Raw genomic sequence first — 19,248 nt, 5'->3', positions numbered from 1 at the left:
CATTCATTAATATTTTATTCACAACAAAATGGCTAAAGAAAAAAAGTTTATCACTTGTGATGGTAACGAAGCTGCCGCTCATGTAAGCTACATGTTCTCAGAAGTGGCTGCTATCTACCCTATCACGCCGTCTTCACCGATGGCAGAACATGTCGATACTTGGGCTGCCAAGGGGCGCAAGAACCTTTTCGGACAGACTGTAACCGTGCAAGAAATGCAATCTGAAGGCGGTGCAGCCGGTGCCATGCACGGCTCTTTGCAGGCCGGAGCATTGACAACAACCTTCACTGCATCGCAAGGTTTGCTGCTGATGATCCCCAATATGTACAAGATTGCGGGCGAGATGCTACCATGTGTCTTCGACGTTTCGGCTCGTACGATCGCTACACATTCGCTCTGTATCTTCGGAGACCACTCTGATGTAATGGCATGTCGCCAAACTGGTTTCGCTATGTTCTGTTCCGGTTCGGTACAAGAGGTAATGGATCTTACCGCAGTTCCACATCTCGCAACGCTTAAGACGAGCATTCCTTTCGTGAATTTCTTCGACGGATTTCGCACATCTCACGAATATCATAAGATCGAACTTATCGACCAAGACGAGATTGCTAAGCTCGTAGATCCCGAAGATATCAAACGTTTCCGCGATAGAGCACTTTCTCCGGAACGCCCGGTAACGCGCGGAACGGCGGAAAACCCCGAAACTTTCTTCACTCACCGTGAGGCTTGTAACCAATATTACGAGAATATACCCGAGATAGTTGAAGATTATCTTGGCAAAATAACTGCAATTACCGGCCGTGAATACCACCTCTTCTCATATTATGGTGCCAAAGATGCAGAGAACATCATTATTCTTATGGGCTCTGCAACCGAGGCCGCACGCGAAGCCATAGACTATCAAATGAAGCAAGGCAAGAAAGTCGGCATGATTTCCGTCCATCTCTATCGTCCTTTCTCCGTTAAACATTTGCTTGCAGCCGTACCGAACACGGTAAAAAGAATTGCCGTTCTCGACCGTACGAAGGAGCCCGGAGCAGAAGGAGAACCTTTGTACTTGGATGTTAAGAGTGCTTTCTATAACTGCAACAGAGAAAATCAACCCTTGATAGTTGGCGGTCGGTATGGTTTAGGATCATCGGATACCACCCCTGCACACATCATCTCCGTATTCAATAACCTCGAACTTGCAGAGCCGAAAGACCACTTTACAGTCGGTATCGTAGACGATGTAACGTTCACTTCACTACCTGCAGTCGAGGAAATCCCTATGGGTGGCGAAGGTATGTTCGAAGCCAAATTCTATGGTTTGGGCGCTGATGGTACCGTAGGAGCCAATAAAAACTCGGTTAAGATTATCGGAGACAACACCGACAAGCACTGTCAGGCCTACTTTTCCTATGACTCTAAGAAGTCTGGAGGCTTCACTTGTTCGCACTTACGCTTCGGTGATAGTCCCATACATTCTACATATCAGGTAAATACACCGAACTTCGTGGCTTGTCATGTTCAGGCTTATTTGAACATGTACGACGTTATACGGGGCTTACAGAAGAACGGTACTTTCCTTTTGAATACCATCTTCGAAGGCGAAGAGCTCGTTAATTTTATTCCAAACAGAATAAAACGCTACTTTGCAAAGAACAATATCACCGTTTACTACATCAATGCAACGAAGATAGCACAGGAGATTGGGCTTGGTAACCGTACCAACACCATTCTTCAGAGCGCATTCTTCCGCATCACGAAAGTAATTCCTGTCGACCTCGCAGTAGAGCAGATGAAGAAGTTCATCGTCAAGTCATACGGAAATAAAGGGCAGGATATTGTCGATAAAAACTATGCTGCCGTAGACAGAGGCGGTGAATACAAGCAGCTGACCGTTGATCCGTCATGGGCAAACCTGCCTGACGATAACAGTACAGGCGACGATGTACCGGCATTCATCAAAGAGATTGTACGCCCGATCAACGGACAAGTCGGCGATTTACTGAAGGTTTCGGACTTCGTAAAATACGACTTAGTAGACGGAACTTGGCACAACGGCACCGCTGCATACGAGAAGCGTGGCGTAGAGGCATTCAATCCGGAATGGACAGCAGAGAACTGTATCCAGTGTAACAAGTGCGCCTATGTTTGTCCTCACGCATGTATTCGTCCGTTCGTGCTTGATGAAGAAGAGGTGAAGACATTCGAAGACAAGACCTTAGAGATGAAGGTTCCCAAGACTATGGCAGGCATGCACTTCCGCATTCAGGTAAGTGTACTCGACTGTGTGGGCTGCGGTAACTGTGCTGATGTGTGCCCGGGCAACAAGAACGGCAAAGCTCTTGCAATGGTACCATTTACACACGACGAGCATCAGATAAGCAACTGGAATTATCTTTCAAAGAATGTAAAGAGCAAACAACATCTTGTCGACATTAAAAGTAATGTAAAGAACTCACAGTTTGCACAGCCGCTGTTCGAATTCTCCGGTGCATGTTCCGGTTGCGGAGAAACTCCCTACGTGAAGTTGATTTCACAGCTGTATGGCGATCGCGAGATGATTTCCAACGCTACAGGTTGCTCTTCCATCTATTCCGCATCAATACCTTCCACCCCATACACCACGAACGAGGCCGGACAAGGTCCTGCATTCGACAACTCTTTGTTCGAAGATTTCTGCGAGTTCGGTCTGGGTATGTCGCTTGGAAACAAGAAGATGCGCGAGCGTATCACCGTTTTGCTGAACGAACTCATGGCAAAAGACGATACTCCCGCCGACTTCAAAGAGGCCGCACAGGCATGGATAGACACCAAGAACGATGCAGACGCCTCGAAAGAATCGAGCGCGAAGCTGAAACCGCTGATTGCTGCAGGAGCAGAACACGGTTGCCCCATCTGTACAGAACTGAAGACACTCGACCACTATTTGGTAAAACGGTCGCAGTGGATCATTGGCGGTGACGGCGCTTCTTACGATATCGGTTACGGTGGTCTCGACCATGTAATCGCATCAGGCGAAGACGTCAACATCCTTGTTCTTGATACCGAGGTTTATTCCAACACCGGTGGACAGAGTTCAAAAGCTACTCCTCTCGGCGCTATTGCGCAGTTTGCTGCACAAGGAAAGCGTATCCGTAAGAAAGACCTCGGCCTAATGGCGACGACGTATGGCTATGTGTACGTGGCACAAATAGCTATGGGCGCCGATCAGGCACAGACCTTGAAGGCCATTCGCGAAGCTGAAGCTTACGCAGGTCCATCGTTAATCATCGCTTACTCGCCCTGTATCAACCACGGACTGAAGGCTAAAGGCGGCATGGGCAAGAGCCAAGCCGAGGAAGCACGTGCTGTTGAGAGCGGCTATTGGCACCTTTGGAGATACAATCCGCAGCTGGCCGACGAAGGTAAGAATCCGTTCTCGCTCGACTCTAAGGCACCTGATTGGAGTAAATTCCAAGACTTTTTGCTCGGTGAAGTACGCTATCTCTCGGTAAAGAAAGCCTACCCGAATGAAGCAGCCGAACTGTTCAACGCAGCAGAAGAGATGGCCAAGCTGCGTTATCAGAGCTACATCCGCAAGTCGAAAGAAGATTGGAGTCTGCCCGAAGAGGCATAAGACAGACAATAAATATTTATTATGATAAAGAAGCCTGCATACTATTTGCAGGCTTCTTTTTTTGATTACATCTTCTTCCTCTCCTTTCAAAGGGAGGAAAACAAGTATATTTACATGTGTTTTGCTCTCCTATTAACAATCCAGCTTTCATCTCTAAGCCCGATAGATGCACTTTCTAAGACATTTAGATAGAGTATCTAAATGTCTTAGAGATATTATCTGAAAACATTACCGATACCGACTATGACAGACACTTATAACATAATACTAATCAATGGATTAGGAAGTTAACGTTAACGAAACACTTATATCCTACCAAAAGGATAGAGCTCAGCCCTGCTCCACCCTCTTCCGTAAAAGTTAAATCATCTAAACAAAAATAATACAATGCCGGTAAATACGTTATATTTATACTTAAACCGAATAGAATATTCACTAAACATTTATCGATTATGAAGAAAATATTTTTGATGGGCACAGCAATTGTCGCGTTTACACTGGCAAGCTGCGGAGGCAAAACCTCACCGAATGCCAACAACACAGACTCATCTGTTGTAGATACAACAGCTATGGCAAATGGGAACATGCAAAACGCAACCGATTCAATCATATCGGTTTTGGCGGCTCAACTTAATGCAAAAGACACCAAGGGACTGCAAGCCACCGTACAATCTGTAATAGAAAAATACAGTAAATTGATTAGTAGCGGCAATATAGAGGCCGCCAAAGCATACGCAAGCAAGGTTCAAGCTTTCTTTAACGAACATGCCGACCAGATAAACTCGGTAACTGACGGAAACAGCACTATCACCACACTGGTAAATAATATCAAAACATTGCCGACAAATGTAGAAACAACAGCTACAGATGCCGCCTCTGCCATGAAAGGTGATGCCGAAAATCTGATAAAGAAAGCAAAATAAAACGCAAAAGATGCGGCAGAAAAGAAAGCCGATGAAACGGTAGATGCTGCTAAAGACAAAACAAATAAGGCGATAGACGAAGCTAAAAAGAAAAGTAATGAGATTGCCGATAAGGCCAAAAAGGAATTAGGGCTTTAATAAATTCTATATTATAACATAACGAAAGATCGCATCACCTGACAGTGATGCGATCTTTCGTTACTGATATCATGTTTGTCTTTATCGTATTCTGTCGGCAGCTTTCACCAGTCTTTCGTCGGCCATAATGCCACGGTGTGCCATCAGACAGAAGATAAGTGCTATCAACGGCAGGCATATACCCAATGCCGGACGGAACGATCCGCGTGTAGCATATTGATTAAATACGCAAAAAGCAAGATAAGCATACCATGCCATATCGAACACACAGCACCAATAACAAAGCTTGGCCTGCTGTTTACGCTTGCTGTAAAGAAAAATTGCAGCTAACGTTATTATGCAAGTGAGCATTAAGAAGATGAAAAGAGGTACATTGCCCAAGCCGAGCATACCGTTTGCATCCCTTACACCAAGATTATAGAGCACAATATTCCCGCCCATGCTTGCAGGCTCGAACATCCCTATGGGCAAGCAAAGACAAGCCAAAGTTGCGACAAATGCCACAAGCAGAAATAAAGTTTGTTTTCGCTGTATCATTATGCCATGCCTTCATTATCCTTGGAAGGATCGCGCCAATACACGTTTCCATCTACGAATTCCTGTGTGGCAAGCAACGTCGGTTTCGGCAATTTTTCGTAATAGCGCGATATTTCGATTTGCTCACGGTTCTCGAAAACTTCTTCCAAAGAGTCGTTGTAAGAGGCGAATTCGGCAAGTTTCTTGCTCAAATCTTGCTTGATCTCTGCCGAAATCTGATTTGCCCGTTTCGAAATAATAGCAACACTTTCATAGATATTTCCCGTTTCGTTGCACAAATCCATAATGTTTCGCGTTACTGTGTTTACGGGTGCCTTTGACTTCTTATAATCCATATTTTAATTAATGATAATTTATAAATTCCATAAAATTGCAAAACGTCAATCCTTTGTAACCGTTTTGCATTTGGCAATATATCGCTCTGCCGTTTCTTTATACTTAGAATCGGGATACTCATTGATAAATCCGTAGCATTCGTCCTCGGCATCTTGATAGCGTTCGAGCTTCTTTTCATCCACACTCTGTGCAGCTAATTCGTATTTACTCTTCATGATCAGCACCGAAAAGTCTTCGCGCAGTTTAGTAAAGGGATAATCTTTAAGAGCATTCTGCGCTGTAATGATGCAGGCCTCATAGTTGTTTCCGCCATAGGAACAATTATTGAAATAAGAACCCAAATCATAATATAATCGTGCTGAATAGAGCTCTTTTTTCACCAATTTATCCTGAAGATCGAATAAACGCTGTTGAGCCATTTGCTTCATCTTGGCATCGGGATAGATGTCGAGATACTCTTGAAAGGCGGCAATAGCCGAGATTGTCTGCGATTGATCAAGGCGAGGTTCGGGCGTGCTCATATATAAACTTTGCCCAACATAATATTCTGCCATCTCTGCATACTTGCCCTTGGGATAACTCTGGTAATATTTGGCAAAGGTTTGTGCAGCACCTTCATAGTCTTTACTGCAATATTGCGACATTGCAAGCATGTACAAACACTCTTCGCCGTTGTCTGTACCCTTCATCAATGTAATCAAATCGGTAAGTAAAGTGGTTGCCCTCACGAACTTGCCTTTGGCAAAACACTCCTTGGCATATTCATATTTATAAGCATAATCATTGGTCTTGTAAACCTGATTGAACTCGTGAGCACAACTGCTCAGCAGAAACACTGCACATATAGAGGCGATAAATGATTTCTTCATAATCGGAACTTTGACGTGCAAAAGTACATATATTTCCTATATGTACAAAGTATTGAAAAGGATTTTTAGCAAAAAATTACGCTTATTACCGTATTGCAAACGTATTTTTTAGTAATTTTGCAGAATTAAGATTTGTCGTTGATAACAATTAGATCACATTATTTTCTTCATTGTGGACTTTAAACTGACATCGAAATATGCCCCTACAGGTGACCAACCCGAAGCCATCAAGGAACTTACCCAAGGCGTGGAACGGGGCGACAAGGCGCAGGTATTGCTCGGAGTTACGGGTTCTGGCAAAACTTTCACCGTGGCCAATGTGATTGCCAATGTAAATAAACCCACGCTTATTCTTAGTCATAACAAAACTCTCGCGGCACAACTCTACGAAGAGATGAAAGGATTTTTCCCCGAAAATGCCGTAGAATATTACGTTTCTTATTACGACTATTACCAACCGGAAGCCTATCTGCCCACCACAGATACCTATATTGAGAAAGATCTCGCCATCAACGACGACATCGACAAGTTACGTCTCTCGGCCGTAAGCGCACTGCTTTCGGGACGCAAAGATGTGGTAGTCGTATCTTCCGTATCGTGCATATACGGTATGGGTGGTCCTGCTGCCATGACCGATAGTGTCATCTCCATCAAGAAGGGACAGGTGTTAGATCGTAACGAGTTCCTGCGTAGACTCGTCAATGCACTCTATGTACGCAACGACATAGACCTTCAACGCGGCTTCTTCCGCGTAAAAGGCGACACTGTAGATATTGCCATGGCCTACAGTGACAATATTCTACGGGTGACATGGTGGGATGATGAGATAGACAACATCGAGGAAGTGGATAGCCAAACATATCATCGAATGGCATCGTTCGGGGAATATCAGATATATCCGGCTAACCTTTTCGTAACATCGAAAGAACAAACTGAACAAGCTGTCCGCATGATACAAGACGATTTGGTGAAGCAGGTAAACTTCTTCACCGAACTCGGAGATAATATTAAAGCTCAGCGCATCAAGGAACGTGTGGAATATGATATGGAGATGATTAAGGAACTTGGCCATTGTAGCGGTATCGAAAATTACTCACGTTACTTCGATGGACGCGAACCGGGACAGAAACCTTATTGCCTTTTAGATTTCTTTCCCAAAGATTATCTGATGGTGATAGATGAGAGTCATGTATCGGTTCCGCAGATCAGTGCTATGTACGGAGGCGACCGTGCACGTAAGCAAAACCTCGTAGAATATGGATTTCGTTTGCCTGCAGCGTTCGACAATCGCCCATTGAAGTTCGAGGAATTCCACGAAATGATACATCAGGTCATCTACGTTTCGGCCACTCCTGCCGATTACGAATTGAATGAAGCCGAGGGAGTTGTGGTGGAACAGGTCATCAGACCTACTGGATTGCTCGATCCGGAAATTGAAGTACGACCGAGTGAGAACCAAATCGATGACCTTATGAACGAAATACTCACCCGTATCAACCGCAGTGAACGTGTACTTGTTACCACTCTTACCAAACGTATGGCCGAAGAACTGACCGAATTCTTGCTTGATCACGACATCAAAGCCAACTATATTCACAGCGATATAGCCACGCTCGACCGCGTAAAGATCATGAATGATCTACGCGCAGGGGCTTTCAATGTACTTGTTGGAGTGAACCTCTTACGCGAAGGACTCGACCTTCCGGAGGTCTCGCTCGTAGCTATTCTCGACGCTGATAAGGAGGGTTTTCTGCGTAGTCACCGCAGTCTGACGCAGACAGCCGGCCGTGCCGCCCGCAACGTAAACGGCAAAGTCATTATGTATGCCGACACTATAACCGAAAGTATGCGCCGTACTATCGACGAAACAACGCGACGTCGAACCCTTCAACTCAAGTATAACGAGGAGCATCATATTACCCCTCAGCAGATTGTGAAAGATATTAAAAGCGTGTTACCTACAAATAATGATAACGCTACAGCCACCATCCAACCCAGTTCTCCTATAAGATACGCCTACTTAGAACCCGATAGTGGTGCCTTCGCAGCCGATCCGATTATTCAACGAATGACACGCGAACAACTCGAAAAGAGTATTGCCAATACCACTGCACTAATGAAACAAGCCGCCAAAGACCTTGATTTTATCCAAGCAGCACAATATCGCGACGAAATTATCCGCCTACAAGACCAGCTCGAAAGCAAGTAGCAACGAGCGGTGTTAAATATTGCTTAATCACCCACCTATCCCACATATTTTTATTACTTTTGCCCTCAACACCGTTTAAAACTCTATAAGATATGAAGAAACTCATCTTAGCGGCAATGCTATTGATGCCACTTTTCGGTAATGCACAATCGGTATTGACGCCACAGGAGCAGCTCGAAAAGGCGAAAAAAGAGGCTGAAGCGGCCAAACAAGCTGTAAAGGAAGCCAAAAAACAAGCCAAACTTGCAGCCAAGAAAGCCAAAATAAAAAATGAAGATATTAAAAATGCTGCTATCAACGAAGAGATAAAGAAAGCAAAGGCAGAAACTGAACGTTACAAAGCCGAAGCAGAAAAATACAAAATAGAGGCCGAGAAGCAAACAAAGTTGAGTACTGCTCCGTCGACAAATAATACAAACGGCAACGCCGGATGGACTGTGCCGCAGTCTTCCGACAAGGGTACGGCAGCTTCAAATCGCACATCCAACAATTCTACGACTACCAAAACGGACTGGAAGCACGATCCGAAATACCTCACAGGTGCCGTACCTCAGAATGCTGAAGGTAAAGTCGTGTTCACTCTCGACATAGATGTACCGGGCAAAAATGCACAACAAATCTATGATATAGTTTACGCCTATCTCAACAATATGGCGCAAGAAGACGGACAGCAAGCCAGTCGAATCGTGCTCGTAAACCAAGATAAGGGCATTATAGTGGCAAAATATACAGAATGGCTTACCTTCTCAGAGTCGTTTCTTGCCCTTGATCGCACCTTATTTAATTACACTATCATCGGTACTTGTACCGACAACCATCTTCAACTTACCCTCGATCGCATATCATACGATTACGAAAGGGGACGTCCGAGTGAGCTCAAAAGCAGTGCGGAAAACTATATTACGGATAAATACGCACTCAATAAGAAACAAACAGGTCTGATCAACGGCCCTGCCAAATTCCGCAGAAAGACCATAGACCGCAAAAATCAGATATTCGAAAATATCGTTCGAGCCTTACAATAAGTGCCGACAATGCCGGTATACCATGCCAGCATTCCGAATTATTCACCCATCATTCCATTTCAGACTATGAATGAAGATAAATTCATACCGTATCACCGTCGCGATGAAAAGCTTAAAGAAGATCGCTTTTTCCGCATTCGGAATATATTAAACATCATATTCATCATCGGTGCCCTTATAGGATTAGTACTTTATTTCGCCACCGACCATACATCGGGCACCATTGTAATACTCGCAGCTATGGTCTTCAAGATCGTCGAAAGCTGCCTACGTTTTTTTCGTTAGATGAACAGATTTCCGATAACGCTATTTTTCTTTATCGCTACCTGTACTTCCGTATCTGCGCAAATCGATCAATTCAACCAGATAGACGTAAACGGAAACATTACTACAGGTTCGAAGAAATTAAACAATACTGATTCTTTAGGGACAGATAAGGAAATTCCTACGGGACTTAAAGTGTGGACTGTCGATCGTTACTTCGGCGACATTACACCGGCAGTCCCTGATACCATTCCCCACATGTATATGAACTCTATATTCACAACAGGCATGCGAGGAGAGTTCAACACTACCGGTAATTTGGGAGCACCGCGTATCAACCGCATATACGCCGACCGTCCGGAACCGCAAGAATTCATCTTTACCACCCCATACGATTTCTTCCTGAAACCCGTAGACAAATTTCATTTCACCAATACCCTGTCGCCTTTCACCAACCTTTCTTATAATACTGCGGGTAATCGTACCGATGGCGAAGATCATTTTACAGCCAAGTTCGGTGTGAATGCAGGCAAGAAAATAGGCGTTGGCTTCAACTTCGACTATCTTTACGGGCGCGGCTATTACTCCAATCAGAGTACCGCACACTTCAATTACACTATGTATGGTTCATATATCGGCGACCGCTATCAGGCTCATCTGCTGCTTTCAACGAACCATCAAAAGGTTACCGAGAACGGTGGAATAACCAACGACAACTATATTACACACCCGGAAAGCTTCGATGACAATTATGCTACCAGCGAAATACCCACCGTATTATCGAGGAACTGGAACCGTAACGACAATCAACACATATTCCTTACCCACCGTTATAGCTTGGGATTTAACCGTAAAGTGCCCATGACAGAGGAAGAAATCGAGGCACGTAAATTCGCCATCGAATCGAAAAAAGAGAACGAGGCACGCAAATCGTTGGAAGAAAAACGTAAAACTGCTCGCGAAGAAGGGCGTACAATCGATGAAAAAGAGGAACAGAAAATACTGACAGCCCCATCAGGTCGCCCGGATAATGCCAAGATAGCAGGCATCGAACCAGTTGCCGTAACAGTGAAACCGGAAGGACGTATCGCTATCAACGGTAAAAGTCAGGCCGACAGTCTGAACGCTCAAACTGCAGTAGCCGCCAAAGATACAGCATGGCTAAAAAATGAGTATGTACCCGTAACGAGTTTCATACATACGATGTCGCTCGATAATTACCGCCGTATCTATCAGGCCTATGTCACGCCAACCGACTTTTACGCCAACACATACGTGGTAGATGAACCGCTCAGCGGCGATTCCATCTTCGATAAAACACGTCATTTCCGCTTGAAAAATATCTTTGCAATATCGTTGCTCGAAGGGTTCAACAAATGGGCAAAGGCCGGATTAAAAGCCTATGCGAGCCATGAGCTGCGCCACTTCGTCCTGCCTGATCATACCGGTACGGCCACCTACAACGAACATGCCGTATACGTAGGCGGCCAACTCAGCAAAACACAAGGGCACACCCTACACTATAACGTAATCGGAGAGTTCGGAGTAACAGGCAAGGATGCCGGAAATATACGCATAGACGGTAATATCGATCTCAATTTTCCGCTATTTGGCGACACTGTGCAGTTGGCTGCGAGCGGCTTTTTCCACAATACAACACCGCCATTTTACTACCATCATTACCATGCACGTCACTTCTGGTGGGATAATGACGATCTGAATAAGACCATACACTCGCGTATTCAAGGCACTTTTAGCTATACCAAAACGCGCACAAAGCTACGTATAGCTGTGGATGAACTGAAGAATTACGCATATTTCGAACAGGGATACACCATCAACAGCAGCTACAATCGACTGAACAACACCATGAGTGTGGCACAAACAAGCGAACCCATCACGGTGTTTACGGCACAGCTGACGCAAGATTTCACACTCGGTCCTCTTAATTGGGAGAATGTTATTACTTATCAGAAATCATCTAATCAGAACGTATTGCCTGTGCCCGACCTCAACATTTACACCAATCTTTATCTGCGTTTTAAGATTGCACACGTGCTGAAGTGCGACTTTGGCGCCGATGCACGCTACTTCACCCAATATTATGCACCCGACTACAGTCCGGCGTTAGGACAATATGCCGTACAAACAAATACCGACACCAGCGGCGGAGACAGCCGTGTAAAGGTCGGCAATTATCCTCTTGTCAACGTATATGCCAACTTCCATCTCAAACATACGCGCTTTTTCGTGATGTACAGTCATGTAAATGCCGGAAGCGGAAACAAGGAATATTTCCTTGTCCCCCACTATCCGCTCAACGAACGTATATTCCGTTTCGGCGTCAGTTGGAATTTCTTTAATTAATATTTAAGGGCTTCGGCGAGAATAAAGGGAATGAAAAGAGTTCTTGTTTCATTCGTTTTCAGCAAGAGTTAAAAGCCGATGGTTTAGAAAAACATGGCATCAAAGCAATACACCCGCAGCCACCAACAGACCGTAGATGAACATATTGCGTGCCGTTTCGCCGAGTATAAGGTTCAAAGCCTTACCTTTATTAATCCTTACCATGTGCCGGTAAGTATTCGTGTGCAGCCACAGATACCCCATAGGCAGTACGAATGCCTCCCAATCGCCATAGAACAAAAACACACATCCCATCGACACAGCGAGCCAACCCATACCGAGATAAGCTATCCGAGCCATGCTTGAGCCCATTCGCACCACAATGGTACGCTTACCGGCACGGCGGTCTGTATCGATATCACGATAGTTGTTTACCAACAACAGTGTGTCGATAACCAATCCGCAGGCTACCGATGCAACAATTACCTCTGGCGTTATTACAGTCTGTATGCCGGGCATTTCGAGGTAATAAGTAATCGTTACGGGCACTATACCGAAAAATATCACCACCAGCACGTCACCCATACCGAGATAGCTGAACCATGTAGTATAAAGAAAGCAGAAAAGTACACACAACAAACCCACGAGCAACATCTCCAATCCGCCATATAAAATAAGCGGAAACCCTACGATACAAGCCAACAGAGTGGTAATGGCGATGCCCCGTTTCATATTGCCGATCGTAATCCACCCTTGTGCGCACACCCTTCGGGGGCCCAAACGTGTATCGTCGTCGGTACCTTTAAGACAATCAAAATAGTCGTTGATGAAATTTGCATCTACTTGCATAATGAATGCAAACAGAAAACAGAGCACTGCCGGCACCGGTCTGATGGCCCAGTCGGCATCTTTCAGCGCCAGCGCCGTGCCGATTATCAAAGGTACGGCCGCACCTGCAAGCGTCTTGGGGCGTGCAGCCAGCACCCATGCCTTCAGCGAATTTCGCTCTACAACGTTATGTTTCATGATTTTATTCTCTTGTTCTTAAACTTCCGAATCCATACACTAACACTGCGACATGCGTCAAGTTGCTATTGCATGGCATCGTCCTGTTACCTCCGCATGTGCTTTTTCTTCCTGCAGAAACGGTCATCTGTGCACGACTGAATGTGCAAGAATATCTTAAAAAAACGGTGGTCGTACAGTCTATTTCTTGCAAATATAAACAGAAAAGATTATATTTGCAAGAAATAAGAAATTTCTTTTTTATGCCTACTCCTCAAGTAAAACTCGATTTAATGGAATTCATAGAGCAGAACATACTGCCGAAATATACCGAATTCGGGGCTTCCCACGGCCTTAAACACGTAATGAGAGTAATCGCAAACAGCCTTGATTTGGCACGTATAACGGGTGTCGACGCCAATATGGCGTACACCGTAGCCGCCTATCACGATATTGGTATGAGCGGTCCGCGAGCCATACACCACATTACGGGCGGCAAGATACTGGCGCAAGACGCACGGTTGAAACGATGGTTCAGTACCGAGCAAATCAGAATGATGCGCGAGGCTGTGGAAGATCACCGCGCATCTACGAGTCATCAACCGCGCAATATCTACGGTAAGATAGTAGCTGAAGCCGACCGAGATCTCGATCTGGAGGAGGTGTTCCACCGTGCTGTCGAATACGGGTTGGAGCAATATCCCGAAAAGACGGCAGAAGAACAATGGCAAAGGTTCCGCAAACACATGAACGAGAAATACTCTGTTAATGGCTACATACGCCTATGGATCCCCAATTCGCCTAACGAAAAGAAATTAAGGCAGCTGCGTGAAGTCATTGCAGACGACAAGAAATTAAAAGTTGCTTTCGATAGATTATACCGACAGGAGAAAGAAAAATAGCAAACATGCGGTTGTTATTCGGATGAAAGACGAGGAATGAAAGAAGTATGATTGATAGTAAAGTCTTCTTTTATAATAGCAAAGAGGAAACATTGTCGGGCTTATCAATTCGCCTATCGTAATACATTTTTCTCTTTAGGAGGGAGAAAAAGAGACTGCAGACATATTGTCTATGCCGTACAGATGTGCCACCTATACTTGTTAGAGAGCGTATCTGAAATCTTTAAACAGGCACACCAAGAAATCTTCTTATAATGCATTTGCAATTAATAGGTTGCAAACCGCATTCTTACTCACATGCTCTCTCGCCCACACACCAACCCTTTTTGATAATTTAACTACTCGGAGTAACATTTGTTACCGCCATTCTTATACAAGAAAACTACCTTTGCAGCGAAATCATAAAAGCAACGTAACGATGGAAAATAAAATGAAGAACTATCTTCCGAAGATAGAACTCGACAAGATGGAGCAGCTTCTGCGGATAGAAGAGGAATACGAAACCGGCAAACTTTCGCTCAAAGAAGCCCGAAAAGAGCTTGCTGAAAAAGTGGGGAGCATACGCCCTTACCATATTGCTTATATAGAACAGAACATGATGGAAGCCGATGATGACGAGTGTGTGCGTGTAGATATGCGTAAAACATTGCAGCTTCTCGACGGCATTATGGACTATTCACGTCCGCAATTGCCCGCAGATCATCCCATCATGCACTACTATCGCGAGAATGATGAGATGCGAAAACTGCTGCTGGCTGTGGAAGATTTAGTGCAATATCCTATGATCAAAAACCAATGGCTCGAGCTTTACGACAAGATAAACCGATACCCCATCCACTACAAACGCAAACAAAATCAGCTCTATCCTATGCTCGAACGCAAGGGTTTTACCCGTCCTACCACCACAATGTGGAACTTCGACGACATCGTGCGCGATGAGATACGGGCGGCAGAACGCCTGCTTGCCGAAGACAAAGAGGAAGATTTTATCGCTAAACAGCAGACACTTATCGATTATGCCCGCGACCTGATGGAGAAAGAGGAGGCCATTCTCTACCCTACCTCGCTGGCCTTGATATCCGAGGAGGAGTTTGAAGACATGAAACATGGCGATCAGGAGATCGGTTTCGCTTTCTTCAATGTAAAACACTCTGCCCCTGCAGCCAAGCCGCAGCCGGCATCTATGACCGGCGCAGGTTTCGCCTCCGATCTTCAAGCCCTGCTTTCAAAGTACGGATACAGTGCGGGCGGCAGCGATAAATTGGATGTTACCACGGGTAAACTTACGCTCGAACAGATTAATCTTATCTATCAACACCTGCCCATCGATATTTCTTTCGTAGACGAAAACGAACTCGTGTGCTTCTATTCGGATACGGATCATCGCATATTCCCGCGCAGTAAGAATGTTATCGGACGCGAAGTAATGAACTGTCATCCGCGAAAAAGTGCGCATGTTGTACGTGAAGTTATCGATAAACTGCGAAATGGCGAGCAAGAACGTGCCGAATTCTGGATCAATAAGCCCGATTTATTCATCTATATTGTATATGTAGCCGTAAGAGACAAGCAAGGTAAGTTTCGCGGAGTGCTCGAAATGATGCAGGACTGCACTCATATTCGCTCGCTTGAAGGCTCGCAAACCCTGCTCACATGGGCCGGTGAACAGCCCGAAGAGCCGTCTGCAGCGGAAGAACAGTCCGAAGACGACGGCGAAACAGTAAGCGAAATAACGCCTAAGACACGGCTGAAAGACTTGCTCAGACAATATCCTAATCTCAAAAAACGCCTGCCGGAAATCGCTCCGGAATTCAAGATGCTTAACTCACCGCTTGGAAAAATCATGGCTGCAAGGGCAGACATCCAGATGATGAGCGACCGTTCGGACATTCCGTTGCAGCATCTTATCGGCGAAATAGATAAACTCTGTAAGGAAGAAAAACAGTAAAAAGCAGGCCGATTTATTTGCTTATTCGAATATATTGCACTAACTTTGCAACTGAAAGGATAAGGTATGGGGGGTTGTTTCGATTTGATCGGGATACTCATCAAATAATTCTGAAAACCGAGATGTCTCCCTTTGTTAATGGCGGGCCACATAAATTCCGATGGAACTAAGCAGAAATGCCGGTGGATTACAAAGGCGGAGGGCTCTCAAATCATACATGATTAGGAGTTTTCATCACATCGTCGGGCAGCCCCTTTTTATATTCTATAAAGGCAGGATACTATGTCCTGCCTTTTTAAGTAAAAAATCTTGCCATACTCTTTAGGTGGCATGGCAAAAATAGTTCACACATAAAAATAAGCAAGATTATGTTTAGCGGAATAGTAGAAGAAATGGCTACCGTGGTTGCCATCGACAAAGTGGAGGGTAATATCGACTTCTGTCTGAAATGTTCGTTCGTTGAAGAGCTGAAAATCGACCAAAGTATCGCTCACAACGGCGTATGTCTTACCGTTGTTGCTATAGAGAAAGACACTTATACGGTAACGGCAATGCAAGAAACTCTAGAACGTTCCAATCTCGGAAAGCTAAAAGTGGGCGATCGGGTGAACGTGGAACGCTCTATGATTATGAACGGTAGGCTCGACGGTCATATCGTCCAAGGGCATGTAGACTGCACAGCAACATGCATAGGCATGAAAGATGCCGATGGTTCTACATACTTCACGTTCGAATATCCGTTCGATAAAGAGGCGGCAAAGCGCGGTTATTTCACCGTAGATAAGGGCTCTGTCACCGTTAACGGCGTATCGTTGACCGTATGCGAACCCACCCGAAACAGCTTCAAGGTGGCAATTATCCCTTATACACACGAACACACGAACTTTCATGATATCGAGATAGGCTCCGTAGTTAATTTGGAATTCGATATTTTAGGCAAGTATATCGCCCATTTGCAGGCATTGGGATAAGATTTGAAGTCTGCAAACAGCGGCTATTTTCCAAACATTTGTTAATATTTGCCCGTGCAAGTAAACTTTTTACTCCTTTATCGTATCTAAGAAATAAACAACGTTCGTCCGGCATAACATGCTCTCTAAGCACCGGAATATCGTAATTATGTAACTATATAATATAAGGTATGAATAAATCGTTGACGACTTGTATCATCGGCATATCGCTTTTTATCGCCGTCAGACCTGCCTCGGCAAAGCAATGGACACTGAAAAATTGCATAGACTATGCACTAACTAACAACATTTCGTTACAAAAAACAAGGCTGCAGAAGCAGTCTGCAGTAGAAGATATCAGGCAAAGTCAGGCCGCTTTATTGCCCTCCTTGAGCTTTTCTACAAGCCAAAATGCAACATATCGTCCATGGCCTCAGACCGGTATAAGTAGTCAGGGGTACGTACAGTCGAGTGTTGATAAGGTTTATTACAACGGTTCTTACGGCATTAACGCTAACTGGACGATATGGAATGGGGGCAGAAATACCAACACGATTAAGCTGAATAAGCTCACTGAACAGCAAGCTGCCATGGATTCGGCCACTGCTTCAAAGCAATTGATAGAACAAATAGCGCAGCTATATGTCCAAATACTCTATTCGAACGAGGCCATTGGTGTGAATAAAGCGAGTCTCGAAACGAGTAAGAAGAACGAAGAACGCGGGCAATCTATGCTGAATGTCGGTAAAATGAGCAAGGCCGATTTGGCTCAGCTTACCGCTCAACGTGCACAAGACGAGTACAACATCGTGCAGGCAGAGAGCAACTTGAAGAATTACAAGCGCCAGTTGAAGCAATTACTCCAAATAACTGATGACGACGAATTTGAAGTTATCATGGACGAAAGTATCACCGACGACATGGCATTGCAGGATATACCGTCGGTAGGAATGGTGTACGACGCGGCTCTATCCTTACGTCCGGAGATACAGAACGCCCAACTCGGCATCCAAAGCAGCGACATTAACATAAAAATAGCCAAGGCCTTGCGCATGCCCACCATCGGTCTAAGCGCGGGAGTCGGTACAAGTACCACTTCTATGAATGACTTAAAGTGGGGTACACAGTTGAAAAACAACTTCGACATATCGGGAGGAATAACGGTAAGCATACCGCTTTTCGATCAAAGACAGACCAAGACGTCGGTCAATAAGGCCATTATACAGAAACAGACATATATCCTTGACCTGAAAGACAAGCAAACTACCCTTTATTCTACTATCGAAAACTACTGGTTACAGGCCAACAACAACCAGAGTCAGTTCCGGACAGCGAGGATAAGCACGGAAAGCGCGCAAACCAGTTATGACCTTTTGAACGAACAGTTCCGCCTCGGATTAAAAAATATCGTGGAACTTATGAAAGGTAAAGACCAATTGCTCACCGCCAAACAGAACGAATTGCAGAGCAAGTACCTTGCAATTCTCAACATAAACATGCTGAAATTCTATAAAAACGGCAATTTGGATTAGCCTCAAAAGGGCTAATCGTCGGGCAACATCAGTTCTTTCGGGGCAGCTACAAAGGTGGTTGCCTCGTGTTGCATCAGGAAGTCACGATCGCGAAATCCCCAAAGTACGCTGATACAAGGCATATTACTGTTACGTGCTGTCATCACATCGACATCACTATCACCTATATATACCGCCTCTTCACGGTCTACCTTGAGCTGACGAATGGCCTCATCGACGGTATCGGGAGCTGGTTTCTTACGGATATTCTCACGTTCTCCTATCGCTACCTCTACATAATCGCCGAAGAAATGACGGCAAAGTTCCTGCGTAGCAGCATAGAATTTGTTGCTTACCACGGCAATATGTTTGCCATGTTTCTTTAAATTGGCCAGCAATTCGGGTATTCCGGAATAGGGTTTCGTAGTATCTAAGCTATGCACCAGATAGTACTTGCGGAACGTTTCATACGTTACATCGAACTTAGGATTATCCAATCCCTGCGGTATAGCCCGTTCCATCAGCTTTTTCACCCCGTTCCCGACAAATCTTCTTACCTCATCAAGAGTTCTCTCCGGCATGCCATTCTCGCGTAAAGCATAGTTGCAACTCACCCAAAGGTCGTGAAGAGTATCGAGTAAAGTACCGTCGAGATCAAAAATATACGTTTTATATTCCATA

Annotated in this window: 15 protein-coding genes; 10 read left to right on the top strand and 5 right to left on the bottom strand. The window is 44.9% G+C overall.

The features are described 5' to 3' along the window. The first annotated feature begins 28 nt into the window (after positions 1 to 28). Together nifJ and BN3912_RS07290 are read left to right on the top strand one after the other, a co-directional pair. A complete protein-coding gene (gene nifJ, locus BN3912_RS07295) occupies positions 29 to 3,604 on the top strand; it encodes a pyruvate:ferredoxin (flavodoxin) oxidoreductase (protein ID WP_023982932.1) in 3,576 nt (1,191 codons plus the stop codon). Between the two features lie 452 nt (positions 3,605 to 4,056). Next, positions 4,057 to 4,527 carry a hypothetical protein gene (locus BN3912_RS07290; protein WP_023982931.1) on the top strand — a complete coding sequence of 157 codons (471 nt, stop codon included), beginning with the start codon at positions 4,057 to 4,059 and terminating at the stop codon, positions 4,525 to 4,527. A 219-nt stretch (positions 4,528 to 4,746) separates the two neighbouring features. On the opposite strand, the gene BN3912_RS07285 is transcribed toward BN3912_RS07290, so the two are convergent. Genes BN3912_RS07285 through BN3912_RS07275 form a run of 3 tightly spaced genes read right to left on the bottom strand, consistent with a single transcriptional unit; the run spans position 4,747 to position 6,407 of the window. Then, positions 4,747 to 5,202: a DUF4293 domain-containing protein gene (locus BN3912_RS07285; RefSeq protein ID WP_023982930.1), complete on the bottom strand. Its 456-nt coding sequence runs from the start codon at positions 5,200 to 5,202 to the stop codon at positions 4,747 to 4,749. Continuing rightward, complete coding sequence (locus BN3912_RS07280) at positions 5,202 to 5,537, bottom strand: DNA-directed RNA polymerase subunit omega (protein WP_004370704.1); 336 nt, start codon at positions 5,535 to 5,537, stop codon at positions 5,202 to 5,204. The genes BN3912_RS07285 and BN3912_RS07280 overlap by 1 nt, the downstream gene beginning before the upstream one ends. 45 nt (positions 5,538 to 5,582) lie before the next feature. Beyond that, entirely contained in the window at positions 5,583 to 6,407 is an 825-nt protein-coding gene (locus BN3912_RS07275) for an outer membrane protein assembly factor BamD (RefSeq protein WP_023982929.1), read from the bottom strand. Positions 6,408 to 6,579: 172 nt separating this feature from the next. Between BN3912_RS07275 and uvrB the strand changes: the two genes are divergently transcribed. From uvrB to BN3912_RS07255, 4 genes are all read left to right on the top strand, one after another. Beyond that, positions 6,580 to 8,616: an excinuclease ABC subunit UvrB gene (uvrB, locus tag BN3912_RS07270; protein WP_023982928.1), complete on the top strand. Its 2,037-nt coding sequence runs from the start codon at positions 6,580 to 6,582 to the stop codon at positions 8,614 to 8,616. 92 nt (positions 8,617 to 8,708) lie between these two features. After that, entirely contained in the window at positions 8,709 to 9,641 is a 933-nt protein-coding gene (locus BN3912_RS07265; RefSeq protein ID WP_023982927.1) for a DUF4468 domain-containing protein, read from the top strand. A gap of 66 nt (positions 9,642 to 9,707) precedes the next feature. Then, positions 9,708 to 9,926: a hypothetical protein gene (locus BN3912_RS07260; protein ID WP_036858843.1), complete on the top strand. Its 219-nt coding sequence runs from the start codon at positions 9,708 to 9,710 to the stop codon at positions 9,924 to 9,926. Beyond that, positions 9,927 to 12,272 (top strand): putative porin, encoded by a 2,346-nt coding sequence (locus tag BN3912_RS07255; protein ID WP_023982925.1) that lies wholly within the window; start codon positions 9,927 to 9,929, stop codon positions 12,270 to 12,272. It abuts the gene before it with no gap. A gap of 99 nt (positions 12,273 to 12,371) precedes the next feature. On the opposite strand, the gene menA is transcribed toward BN3912_RS07255, so the two are convergent. Beyond that, on the bottom strand, positions 12,372 to 13,277 hold the full coding sequence (gene menA, locus BN3912_RS07250) for a 1,4-dihydroxy-2-naphthoate octaprenyltransferase (RefSeq protein ID WP_023982924.1): 906 nt from the start codon (positions 13,275 to 13,277) through the stop codon (positions 12,372 to 12,374). 242 nt (positions 13,278 to 13,519) lie between these two features. Here menA and BN3912_RS07245 point away from each other — a divergent pair, with 242 nt between their 5' ends. The 4 genes from BN3912_RS07245 (at position 13,520) to BN3912_RS07230 (ending at position 18,588) form a co-directional block, all read left to right on the top strand. Next, entirely contained in the window at positions 13,520 to 14,158 is a 639-nt protein-coding gene (locus BN3912_RS07245; protein WP_023982923.1) for an HD domain-containing protein, read from the top strand. Between the two features lie 418 nt (positions 14,159 to 14,576). Next, positions 14,577 to 16,106 carry a DUF438 domain-containing protein gene (locus BN3912_RS07240; RefSeq protein WP_023982922.1) on the top strand — a complete coding sequence of 510 codons (1,530 nt, stop codon included), beginning with the start codon at positions 14,577 to 14,579 and terminating at the stop codon, positions 16,104 to 16,106. Positions 16,107 to 16,474: 368 nt separating this feature from the next. Then, positions 16,475 to 17,077, top strand: a complete 603-nt coding sequence (locus BN3912_RS07235) for a riboflavin synthase (RefSeq protein WP_023982921.1) — start codon at positions 16,475 to 16,477, stop codon at positions 17,075 to 17,077. A gap of 170 nt (positions 17,078 to 17,247) precedes the next feature. Next, complete coding sequence (locus BN3912_RS07230) at positions 17,248 to 18,588, top strand: TolC family protein (RefSeq protein ID WP_023982920.1); 1,341 nt, start codon at positions 17,248 to 17,250, stop codon at positions 18,586 to 18,588. An 11-nt stretch (positions 18,589 to 18,599) separates the two neighbouring features. Here BN3912_RS07230 and BN3912_RS07225 read toward each other — a convergent pair whose 3' ends face one another. Further along, positions 18,600 to 19,247, bottom strand: a complete 648-nt coding sequence (locus BN3912_RS07225; protein ID WP_023982919.1) for an HAD family hydrolase — start codon at positions 19,245 to 19,247, stop codon at positions 18,600 to 18,602. Position 19,248 lies beyond the last annotated feature (1 nt).

This window comes from Prevotella phocaeensis, assembly GCF_900065875.1.
GTDB lineage: Bacteria > Bacteroidota > Bacteroidia > Bacteroidales > Bacteroidaceae > Prevotella > Prevotella phocaeensis.
The sequence above is the reverse complement of the archived record's forward strand: the minus strand, read 5'-3'. Positions and strand labels throughout refer to the sequence as shown.

Excerpts from the sequence above, each read along its gene's own strand:
- nifJ (WP_023982932.1), top strand. The coding sequence starts at position 29 with ATGGCTAAAGAAAAAAAGTTTATCACTTGTGATGGTAACGAAGCTGCC.
- BN3912_RS07290 (WP_023982931.1), top strand. The coding sequence starts at position 4,057 with ATGAAGAAAATATTTTTGATGGGCACAGCAATTGTCGCGTTTACACTG.
- BN3912_RS07285 (WP_023982930.1), bottom strand. The coding sequence starts at position 5,202 with ATGATACAGCGAAAACAAACTTTATTTCTGCTTGTGGCATTTGTCGCA.
- BN3912_RS07280 (WP_004370704.1), bottom strand. The coding sequence starts at position 5,537 with ATGGATTATAAGAAGTCAAAGGCACCCGTAAACACAGTAACGCGAAAC.
- BN3912_RS07275 (WP_023982929.1), bottom strand. The coding sequence starts at position 6,407 with ATGAAGAAATCATTTATCGCCTCTATATGTGCAGTGTTTCTGCTGAGC.
- BN3912_RS07265 (WP_023982927.1), top strand. The coding sequence starts at position 8,709 with ATGAAGAAACTCATCTTAGCGGCAATGCTATTGATGCCACTTTTCGGT.
- BN3912_RS07260 (WP_036858843.1), top strand. The coding sequence starts at position 9,708 with ATGAATGAAGATAAATTCATACCGTATCACCGTCGCGATGAAAAGCTT.
- BN3912_RS07255 (WP_023982925.1), top strand. The coding sequence starts at position 9,927 with ATGAACAGATTTCCGATAACGCTATTTTTCTTTATCGCTACCTGTACT.
- menA (WP_023982924.1), bottom strand. The coding sequence starts at position 13,277 with ATGAAACATAACGTTGTAGAGCGAAATTCGCTGAAGGCATGGGTGCTG.
- BN3912_RS07245 (WP_023982923.1), top strand. The coding sequence starts at position 13,520 with ATGCCTACTCCTCAAGTAAAACTCGATTTAATGGAATTCATAGAGCAG.
- BN3912_RS07240 (WP_023982922.1), top strand. The coding sequence starts at position 14,577 with ATGGAAAATAAAATGAAGAACTATCTTCCGAAGATAGAACTCGACAAG.
- BN3912_RS07235 (WP_023982921.1), top strand. The coding sequence starts at position 16,475 with ATGTTTAGCGGAATAGTAGAAGAAATGGCTACCGTGGTTGCCATCGAC.
- BN3912_RS07230 (WP_023982920.1), top strand. The coding sequence starts at position 17,248 with ATGAATAAATCGTTGACGACTTGTATCATCGGCATATCGCTTTTTATC.
- BN3912_RS07225 (WP_023982919.1), bottom strand. The coding sequence starts at position 19,247 with ATGGAATATAAAACGTATATTTTTGATCTCGACGGTACTTTACTCGAT.